The sequence below is a fragment of the Mesorhizobium sp. Arg314 genome (assembly GCF_053714275.1).
Genome location: NZ_JBSKBP010000002.1, coordinates 358,534 through 368,244 on the forward strand (window position 1 = coordinate 358,534; position 9,711 = coordinate 368,244).

8 protein-coding genes are annotated in these 9,711 nt (G+C 63.9%); 7 read left to right on the forward strand and 1 reads right to left on the reverse strand.

All coding sequences use genetic code 11. From position 1 onward, the window contains the following. Nucleotides 1-56: 56 nt before the first annotated feature. Complete coding sequence (locus ACWGS9_RS03790; RefSeq protein ID WP_454503955.1) at nucleotides 57-1,766, forward strand: glucosamine inositolphosphorylceramide transferase family protein; 1,710 nt, start codon at nucleotides 57-59, stop codon at nucleotides 1,764-1,766. Between the two features lie 355 nt (nucleotides 1,767-2,121). Here ACWGS9_RS03790 and ACWGS9_RS03795 read toward each other — a convergent pair whose 3' ends face one another. Continuing rightward, nucleotides 2,122-2,250, reverse strand: coding sequence for a hypothetical protein (locus tag ACWGS9_RS03795; RefSeq protein ID WP_454503956.1), 129 nt, complete (start codon nucleotides 2,248-2,250; stop codon nucleotides 2,122-2,124). An 80-nt stretch (nucleotides 2,251-2,330) separates the two neighbouring features. Here ACWGS9_RS03795 and ACWGS9_RS03800 point away from each other — a divergent pair, with 80 nt between their 5' ends. Genes ACWGS9_RS03800 through ACWGS9_RS03825 form a run of 6 tightly spaced genes read left to right on the forward strand, consistent with a single transcriptional unit; the run spans nucleotide 2,331 to nucleotide 9,632 of the window. Continuing rightward, the gene (locus ACWGS9_RS03800; RefSeq protein WP_454503957.1) at nucleotides 2,331-3,131 is read left to right on the forward strand and encodes a glycosyltransferase family 2 protein; all 801 of its coding nucleotides are present in this window, start codon (nucleotides 2,331-2,333) and stop codon (nucleotides 3,129-3,131) included. Nucleotides 3,132-3,136: 5 nt separating this feature from the next. Beyond that, nucleotides 3,137-4,282, forward strand: a complete 1,146-nt coding sequence (locus tag ACWGS9_RS03805) for a glycosyltransferase family 4 protein (RefSeq protein WP_454503958.1) — start codon at nucleotides 3,137-3,139, stop codon at nucleotides 4,280-4,282. Further along, nucleotides 4,279-6,258, forward strand: a complete 1,980-nt coding sequence (locus ACWGS9_RS03810) for a hypothetical protein (protein ID WP_454503959.1) — start codon at nucleotides 4,279-4,281, stop codon at nucleotides 6,256-6,258. The genes ACWGS9_RS03805 and ACWGS9_RS03810 overlap by 4 nt, the downstream gene beginning before the upstream one ends. Nucleotides 6,259-6,301: 43 nt before the next feature. Continuing rightward, nucleotides 6,302-7,003 carry a hypothetical protein gene (locus tag ACWGS9_RS03815; RefSeq protein ID WP_454503960.1) on the forward strand — a complete coding sequence of 234 codons (702 nt, stop codon included), beginning with the start codon at nucleotides 6,302-6,304 and terminating at the stop codon, nucleotides 7,001-7,003. A gap of 14 nt (nucleotides 7,004-7,017) precedes the next feature. Next, nucleotides 7,018-8,295 (forward strand): glycosyltransferase family 4 protein, encoded by a 1,278-nt coding sequence (locus ACWGS9_RS03820; protein WP_454503961.1) that lies wholly within the window; start codon nucleotides 7,018-7,020, stop codon nucleotides 8,293-8,295. Next, the gene (locus ACWGS9_RS03825) at nucleotides 8,286-9,632 is read left to right on the forward strand and encodes a lipopolysaccharide biosynthesis protein (RefSeq protein WP_454503962.1); all 1,347 of its coding nucleotides are present in this window, start codon (nucleotides 8,286-8,288) and stop codon (nucleotides 9,630-9,632) included. The genes ACWGS9_RS03820 and ACWGS9_RS03825 overlap by 10 nt, the downstream gene beginning before the upstream one ends. Nucleotides 9,633-9,711 lie beyond the last annotated feature (79 nt).

A 9,711-nucleotide genomic window follows, 5' to 3' on the forward strand; every position in this document is an offset into this window, starting at 1 on the left:
TACCTCCTCTGGCCTCGCGCAGCGCTGCGCCGATCGGGCATAGTGGTGCCTGGCTGGTGGTTCTCGTCAAAGCTGTCGTCTTCTTGAAATCCGCCGTGAGAACAACAATGCGCATTTGCTTGAGTCTCGATCCGTCGCGGACGTTGCGCTGGCATCTGTGGCTGGCAGAGGCGCTCGCTGAAGTGCCCGGCAACGATGTCTCCTGTGCTTTCGCGGCCGGCTGCCACCCGCTGCCGTCGATGTTCCGTCTGCTGCTCGAGTTCGAGCGACTAATCTATGGCTATCGCGTCAACGGTGCCACCGACTCTGTCGAGGCGGCGCTGCGGTCCCTGCCGCCACCCCCGGCCGACCAAGTGGATGTGGTGATCGATTTGAGCGGAGAGGAACGGCTCCCGTCGGGACGGCGCGTGCTCACCCCGCTCTTCAACGGCCTACCGGGCGAGATCGGGGTCATGGCGGCCTTGGCGAATGGTCAGGACCTTCTCGTCGACGTGCACGACACGGCACGCCCGTCGCAGCCCTGGATGGCGCGTCCGGCCAGTGTGGATCGTGAAGTGTTGGCAGCGAGTCTCGACAGCGTCCTTTCCTGCGCTGTGGCCCTGATCCTAAAAGCCTTGCGCGAGGAAGCCAGTTCAGCAGCGTCCGGTGTCCGCGGCCCACCGGGGGCCGTGCCTTCGCTCGGCACCCTTTCGGCCATTGCATATGGCACGGTGGTATCGAAGACAATCCAGTTCCTGGACAGCTTGGCGAGAGGCGGCAGGATGTGGGGGATTGGCTGGCGCTTCGACGAGGGGACGAGCCTGCTCGACAAAGGCGAAGCAACCTTCAGGGTGCTCACCGGGGACAGCGGCAGCTACCTTGCCGACCCGTTCCCGTTCCGGCATCAAGGGCAGGATTTCATCTTCGTCGAACAGTACCTCTATTCAAAGAACCGGGGGTGCATTGCGGTCGTGACAGCGGATCAGAGCGGGACGGCCGGCGCACCCCAAATCGTCGTGGAGGAGCCGCACCACCTCTCGTACCCGTTTGTGTTCGAGCAGGACGGGCAGATCTGGATGATCCCCGAATCGGGGGCTGCAAAGAATATCAGCCTCTACAGGGCAATCGAGTTCCCGTACCGGTGGACGCGGGAGGCCCGCCTCATGGAAGGTATTGAGGGCTACGATACGACGCCGCTGCGCGATGAGGGCGGCATTTGGTTTTTCGTCAGCCCAAGGCTGTGGAGGTCCACGTCCTGGGATGTCCTCAGCCTCTATCGTGCCGAGAGCCTGACGGGGTCATGGACGCCCCATGCTGCGAACCCCGTCCTGCTCGATGCCGCGCTCAGCCGCCCCGCAGGCGCCGTCATCCAACACAGTGGACGCACGCTACGCCCGGTCCAGGACTGCGCGCGCGGCTATGGCGGCGCCGTGACGTTCTGCCGGATCGATGCGCTCGGCACGTCGGAGTTTGCCCAGACCCCAGTCGGTCGCATTCGGTCCGGAGCGTTCGGGTGTCACACCTACAACCGCCGGTCTGGCCTGGAGGTGATCGATCTGTTCGGTCATGTCCGGGGTTTGCGCCAGGTCACGACCTCGTATCGGCCGCTTGCACCCGACGTGCCGGCCTCGGGGCCGCATGGGCGGCCCCTCTCCTGGCCGATCCCTCGTGCGGGTCAGTTACCATGGCCGGTTGGTCGAGCCCGCGGCGCCACCTGCGAAGGGCAGGGCGCCCTCGACCCTTCTCGCGCGCAAGATTTAGAGGGCTCGGAAATCACGGGAGAATGAAGCCCACATGCTGCTCGGCAGAGCCTGTCGCTCGGGATCTGGGTCCCGGCCGCAGGCCGATGATTGTCCTCGCTGGCGTTGAAGGCATCACGCTGTTGTTGGCTCCTGAGGTCTGAACCCACGGGTTTCGCAGCGCGGCCAACGCAGCCGTTGAACGTGATCGGTGCCGCTGCGGTGCCATCTGCCCTGGTGGTTTGGACCGGACCTAACCTGAAGGGATAACCACAAAGAGCTAATCACCCATGGTGCATTCTAACCATCTATTGATGCTTCCATTGCAGAGCCCCATCAGCAATGCTCGACTAACTCAGGTGAAGAGAGGTTCAGGTGAAGAGAGTTCAATCGTTTCAATCTCTCAATCTTCTTTGATCTCATCTTTTTCATGATGTCCGGGAGTCTGCATATGATTAAAACAGTCGCACCCGGGAATGTGGCCGCCATTGAAGCTGGCGGCGATGGCCTGTCGTCGGTCGCCGCCCATCATCTCGCCCGACACCTATCGGCAGTCTTGGCGCGCTTCCAGTCCGCCCCCCTGGGCCCATCGCTCGACCTCGCAGCGCTGCCATGAATGCCGGTCTCACCAGTATTCTCGCCCCCGTCAGTGCCGTATCGCCGCCTGACCCAATTAATTTCGCGCTGCGGCAATCGCTGGCTCTGCCCCGAGTCAGCTTCATCGTGCCGACGCTCAATGAAGCCGAGAACCTCCCTTGGCTTCTGCCGCGCATCCCCAGCTGGGCGCATGAGATCATCATCGTGGATGGTCGTTCGACCGACGACACAGTCGCGGTCGCGCGCCGCCTACGCGAGGACGTGAAGATTGTCATGGAGCCCCGGCGGGGCAAGGGCGCCGCACTGCAAGCGGGATTCCGGGCCGCCACAGGCGACATCATCGTCATGCTGGACGCCGACGGCTCCATGGTCCCGGAGGAGGCGATCGTCTTTGTCAGTGCGCTGATGGCCGGCGCGGATCTCGTCAAGGGTTCACGCTTCATCCAGGGCGCCGGCACCGACGACATGTCGCTGTTCCGGATGTTCGGCAACAGGGGGCTGACCCTGTTCGTGCGGCTCCTTTATGGCGGTTGGTTCTCCGATCTATGCTACGGATACATAGCCTTCTGGACCAAGCACGTCCGCACACTTAACTGCGACTGCGATGGGTTCGAGATCGAGACCCTCATTAACGTGCGGGCCTTGAAGAACCACCTCAATATCGTCGAGGTGGCGAGTTTCGAGGCTCCGCGCATCAGTGGTTCGAGCCATCTGCGCGCCATCCCGGACGGCTGGCGCGTCCTCAAGACCATCCTGCGTGAGTGGGTGCACCAACAGCATGGGCGGGGCGCGACAGCCTGTGATGACGATGGGTAAGCCTGATGCGAATCCTGATGGTTGCCGCACGCTGCCACCCCTTCATGGGCGGCACTGAAACTCACATCCAGGAGGTCGGTCCCCGCCTGGTGGCGCGTGGCCACGCGGTCGACGTACTCACTACCGATCCCTCGGGAGAGCTGCCGGTTGAGGAGGACATGCGCGGTATGCATGTGCGGCGCGTGCCGGCTTGGCCGAGGGAGCTGGACCTCTATGTGGCACCCGGCATCTATACGGCGATCCGGCGCGGGGCTTGGGATCTGATCCACTTCCAGGGTTACAGCACTTTCGTAGTGCCGATCGGACTGCTCGCGGCCGTCCGCGGGCAGCTGCCTTTCGTCCTGACCTTCCACAGCGGGGGGCATTCCTCCCGGCTGCGCAACGCCGCACGCAGCACCCAGCATATGCTGCTCCGGCCGCTGGTAGCCCGCGCCGCGCAGCTGATCGGCGTCTCCGAATTCGAAGCCGACTTCTTCAGCCGGAGGATGGGCGTGCCGCGGCAGCGGTTTGTCGTCATCCCGAACGGCGCCGCGATGCCGGCTCCCAGCCCCGGCGTAAAGGTCGATCCGCACCTGATCGTCTCGGGCGGCAGGCTGGAGCGCTACAAGGGCCATCACCGGGCGATAGCGGCTTTGCCCGAATTGATCCGCCGGGTACCGGAGGTGCGACTGCACATCGTCGGTACAGGCCCGTACGAGGGGGAATTGCGGCGCCTCGTCGCGAAGCTCGGCCTCGACGAGCGCGTCACAATTGCCGGTATCCCCGGATCCGAGCGGCAGAAAATGGCAGACCTCCTGGCGAGCGCCGCGCTGTTTGTCCTGTTCAGCGAATACGAAGCCCATCCAGTCGCCGTGATGGAAGCCCTGTCGCTGCGCCGCCCGGTCCTCGTCAGCGACACGTCCGGACTGCGGGAGATGGCCGCCAAGGGCCTGTGCCGGGCGGTTCCGTGCAACGCCGGTGTGGGGGAACTGGCCGGCGCCATGGCCGAGGAACTGGAGGCCCATCGGGAGGTCCCGGATTTGGGGCTGCCCGACTGGGACGCCTGCGCGCAAGCGCTGAACGACGTCTATAGTGATGTCGTGAACAGCCGATCGACGGTCCGCTTGCCCCCCGGCGGCGGGACATCGTTGTCTCCTGCGACGAGGGCATGATGCTGATGATGTCGGCTCATTTCACGGCGGGAACCAGGATCCAACCGCTCCAGGCCGGTATACGGTTCGTATCGGCCGTCATCGGTCCCGATCTTCGCGGCGGAAGCGCCGATGCCCCGCCGCAACGGGCCAAACCCGGATGGATCGCGATTTTGTGCCTGACGGTCGCCACGGCTCTGCTCCTGGTCGTGGCCGGGCACGCGGCCGGTCGCCGCGGCTATGACGTGGCGCCGGCGCTCTTCTGGTCCGGTATGGTCCTCCTGGTCGTTCCGACCAGCCTCCGCATCGCTTGGCCGACGGCAGCCCGAGGTGAGCGTCTGTTTCTCCTGTTCCTCCTTGTCGAGGCCCTGTTCTACTGCAAGAAGGTCTATTCCCCGACGAGCTTCAGCGGTTACGACGAGTTCTTGCACTGGATCGCAGCCCAGGATCTCATCACGGCCCGCCAGCTGTTCCTGTCCAACCCGCTTTTTCCGATCGGGCCAACGTATCCCGCCCTGGAAATCCTGACGATGGCGATCGTCGACCTGACGGGACTGCCCTTGTTTGTGGCGGGAACGCTCTTATTGGCCATCCTCAAGGGCACGTTCATCGGTGCCCTGTTTCTGTTCCTTGAGAGCATCACCGGATCGCCGCGAATCTCGGCCATCGCCTGTCTGGCCTATATGGGCTGCTCAACCTTCTTCCTGTTCAACTCAAGTTTCTCCTACGAGAGCCTCGGCATCGTGCTGTGTGTGCTGATCTTCGCGGTCGAAGCAGCGTCCAAGGATCTCGTCGGGCGACCGAGGCGGAAGTCGCTCGGGCTGATTGCCTTGCTGTTGGCAAGCCTTGCGGTCACACATCACGTCTCGGCCGCCTTCGCCGCCATCTATTTCGGAGCGCTGGCGGGCCTCGAGGCATTGCGCCGGCGCGATCCCCTGCGGATTGAGGCCAGGATCGCCGTGGGCCTCACGGCGATCCTGGCCATAGCCCTGCCGTTCCTGTGGATGCAGGCCCGCGGCGTCCCTCTCACAGGCTATCTCGGCCCGGTGATCGAGGAGGGCTTCAACACATTGCGCGGGATGATCCTGGGCGCGGCCACCCCAATGTCGGAACACCTCGGAGCGCCGGAGAAGGCCCTCTACTTGCAGCTGACCACCTTGCTGGCGCTCCTGCTGTTGGCGATCGGCCTGGCAACGGGATTCTTTCGGTCGCTGGCCATGGCAGCGCCGAGTGGTGCGCGGTCGGGTTGGCGTCCGATCCAGGATATTTTCAAACGCCGCTGGCGCGACAGCCGCCTCGTGCTGCTCACCTTCCTGGCTTTCGGACTCCCGATCTCGGTGGCCTTCCGACTGACCAGCGCCGGATGGGAAATCGGCAACCGTATGGGAACGTTCGTGTTCATAGGCGTCGGGCTGGTCGTCGCGGTGAGCATTGTCCACTTCTGGCAGGGCCGCACGCCGCGCGGGTGGCGCCGCATCGCAACGGACGTCGCTCTGGCGGTCATCGTCCTGGGCGGCGTCACGAGCTCCGCGATTAATCCGATCCATGGGCGCTACAGGGTGGCGGCAGATCAGGAATCAATCGAGCCCATGGGGATCGAAACGGCACGCTGGGCCAAGGAATGGCTCGGCGCCGGCAACCGCTTCGTCTCCGACCGCATCAACAGCCTTCTGCTTGCGAGCTACGGCCGGCAGGACGTCAGGGTCAAGATCAAAGAAGGCGTCGATGCCGCGCGCATTTTCGAGCCCGAGACATTGGGGCCTGGGGAGTTTTGGGCCTTGGCGGGAAGCGACATCGATTTCCTGCTGGTGGACCTGCGCCTGACCACGGCTCCGCCGGTGCTCGGCTTTTACTTTCAGCCGTGGCAACGACAACAGAGAACGCCGCTCTCTGGCGCGGCGCTGCTCAAGTTCAACGACGTCAAGGGTGTCACCCGCATCTACGACAACGGCCGGATCGTCATCTATGACGTGAGGGGATTGCATGAGAATTTATAGCAAACGGGACCTTCTGGCCGCGTGCTTGTGGGCGGGGGCCGCAGTGGCGGCCGTTGTGGTCAGCGACAGCCTGCTCCTCCGTACTGCTCTGGGCGCGCCCATGGTGTTCCTCGTCTCCGGCCACACGGTGCTGCGGGCCATTGGCGTCAGAACCACGTCCGTGTTGCAGCACCTTGTCTACGCGGTCGGAGCAAACCTCGCCGCCGGCATCGCCGGGGGCTTTGCCCTGAACGCCGCTGGCTCCCTTACGCCGCTGGGCTGGGCGCTGTGGTTCTGCGCCGTGACGGCCGCCGCGGCACTGGTGGCCGCCGTCCGCCGCGACACTCCCGATCTGCCAGCCTGGCCAGCTGTGGCGCGGATCCGGCTTTGGCAGGGAGTGGCGCTGATCGTAGCGCTGCTTGTTGCGACCGGAGCCTATGCGCTTGCCGTCCGAGACGAAGCGACCTACCGGGAATTCAAATACACCGAGTTCTGGTTGTTGCCATCGGCCAGTGACGGGTCCGGCCGGATCACCGTCGGCATCAGGAGCGCCGAGACCCAAGCTCAGCGATTCGACGTGGAAATCACCCTTGATGGGCAACCGCTCGCCGTTTTCCGATCGGTCGCCGTTGCGCCGGGCGACACCTGGGCGCGAGAAGTCCCGGTGCCCGCCTTGGCAACTCGCCAGAGGGCCGAGGCGCGACTCTATCGACCGGAAGACAACCGGCTCTATCGCAGTGTTTCGACGCTGGTGCCGCGCAGCTGAAACGAGGCTGGATCATGCGCATCCTGCTGCTGTCGCAGTTCTACCCTCCGGTGATCGGGGGAGAGGAGCGGCACGTCCGCAATCTGGGTGCAGCGCTGGCGCAGCGAGGCCATCATGTCAGCGTCGGGACCTTGATGCATCCCGGATCGCCTGAAACCGAACTGGACGGCGCGGTTCGCGTGCATCGGCTGCGCGGCACGCTCCAGCGTCTGTCGGGCCTCCACACCGATCCCGAGCGGCGCCATGCGCCGCCCTTCCCGGATCCCGAAGTCGTGCTTGGTCTGACCCGGTTGGTAGCCCGAGAGAAGCCGGAAATCGTTCACGCACACAACTGGATTTACGCGTCCTTCCTGCCGCTCAAGGGTCTGAGTGGGGCACGCCTCGTGGTTACGCTCCACGATTACGGCCTTGTCTGTGCCAAGAAGAACTTCATGCACTTGGGCGCCCACCTCTGCACTGGCCCGGCGCCGGCCAAGTGCCTGCCTTGCGCCACAGGGCATTATGGGGCGGTGAAGGCAGCCGCGACCACCTTGGGTAACTGGGCGTCGAGCTTCGCCGCTCGGCGCGTGGCGGACCGCTTCATCGCGGTGAGCCACGCGGTGGCCCGTCACAACGGACTCACCCGGGGCCGCGCCCCTTACGAGGTCATCCCCAACTTCGTGCCCGACGATGTCGAAGTGCTTGGCCCAGAGGATGCCTGCCTGCGGGGGCTACCCGGGGATGGATTCATCCTGTTCGTTGGCGATTTGACGCGCCTCAAGGGCATTGACGTTCTCCTGCAAGCCTATGCCAGCCTGGAGCGGGCGCCGCAACTGGTCCTGATCGGGCGTCGGGTCGCCGATACGCCAACCGAATTTCCGCCGAACGTTCGAGTCTTCAACATGTGGCCGCATTCCGCCATCATGCATGCATGGCGGCGCTCACTTTTCGGGGTGCTGCCGTCGGTGGGGCCAGAGGCCTGCGCGACGGTGATCATGGAAGCGATGGCGTCCGGCAAGGCAGTCGTTGCAACCGACATCGGCGGTATGCCGGATATAGTCGATCATGGCCAAACAGGCCTGCTCGTGCCGAGCGGTGACGCGCATGCGCTTGCCGATGCAATGCAGACACTTCTGAAGGACCGCGCCTTGCTTGCCCGCCTGGAGACGACAAGCCTCGCTAAGGTCGAGCTGCTCAAGGCCAGAGCGGTCGTGACCCGGATCGAGCAGGTCTACCGGGACGTCCTGCACTCGGCCGCCAGCAGGTCCTCAGTGCCGGCGCAGCAAGATTCGGGACAGCCATTATGTCGGTAGATCGCGCCGGTACGGCTCTCATTCGCGTGCGCCGAGAGCTTCAAAAGAGCGCCCCGCTCATGATGAATTCCGGCGCTGTGTCAATCGGAACGATTGCAGCGGCAGGTCTCGGGTTCGTCTATTGGTGGCTCGCGGCGCGGCTGTTTCCCCCGGAGGTGATCGGCAACACCTCTGCCCTTCTGTCCGTCATGGGGCTTATCGGCACGCTGGGGGAGGCGGGAATCGGGACTATGCTGGTGGGCGAGATCGTTCGCAATCCTGGCAAGGAACGCGGCCTCGTGGCCGCAGCAGTGTGTGCCGGCGTGACACTGGCGGTCGGCCTGGCCTTGTTGTTCGTTTTCGGGCATACCTATCTCAACAGCTCTGCTAGGCTGATCGGCGGCTGGTTCGAGTGTGTTGCGTTCGTCTTCGGCTGCGGATTGACCGTTCTCGCCATCCTGGCCGACCAAGCGTTCCTGGGCAACCTACGCAGCACTGGCAGGATGATCCGACAAGTGCTGTTCTCCACGTTGAAGCTGATGCTCATCGCCGCCGCCGCGACAGGCGGCTACATCTCCGGCGCCGCGCTTCTTCTGAGCTGGGTGGCCGGCCTGCTGGCGTCTGTGGTCGGCGTGGACCTGTTGACCCGGGGCGGTGCGCGTCGCCTCGTTGGGCCTCCCGATTTTCAGCTGCTCCTTACGCTCCGAAGCAAGGTCTTCGACCACTACGCGCTCGACGTGGCCCTGCAGGCCCCGGGCATCATCATGCCCTACTTCGTGCTGGTTCTCCTGTCGCCAGCCATCAATGCCGCCTTCGTATCCTTATGGATGTTGGTCTCCGTCGCCTCGTTGATTCCCGCAGCCATGGCCACGGTCCTATTCCCCGTAGTGAGAGCGAGCCCGAAACAGTCCAGACACAACATCCTTGTATCGGTGACGGCGTCATTGCTCTTCTCGCTGGTCTGCGCCGTCTTCATCTTCACTTATTCGCAGACGATCCTTGCGATCTTCAATCCGGCCTATGCTGAGATCGCCGGTTCGAGCCTGCGCTTTCTCGGCTTTAGCCTGCTGGGATCAACACTCAAATTTCACGCTTGCACGCTGGCGCGGTTGGGCGACGGGATGCGCAAGGCATCTCCCTGGTTCGCGCTTGGCGGATTGCTGGAGCTGGGCTTGGTGATTGCGGGGGCGAAGCTTGATGGACTTCAAGGCCTGGTCCTAGGCTGGACGCTCGCCATAAGCATCGAGGGTGCATGTGCGGCTCTGATTTTGGCCTTCGCAATGAAACTGGATTCTGCCGCCGGACGCGCAGCAGACCGACAGAGATGTCGTTCACAGCGGCATGATGCGATCCCTTGATCTCGTGTTTGGAAGCGACGGGGATGTTGCGGCGGTCTGGACGGAAGTGTGAGCTGACAGCCGAAGGATGCCCTCAGCC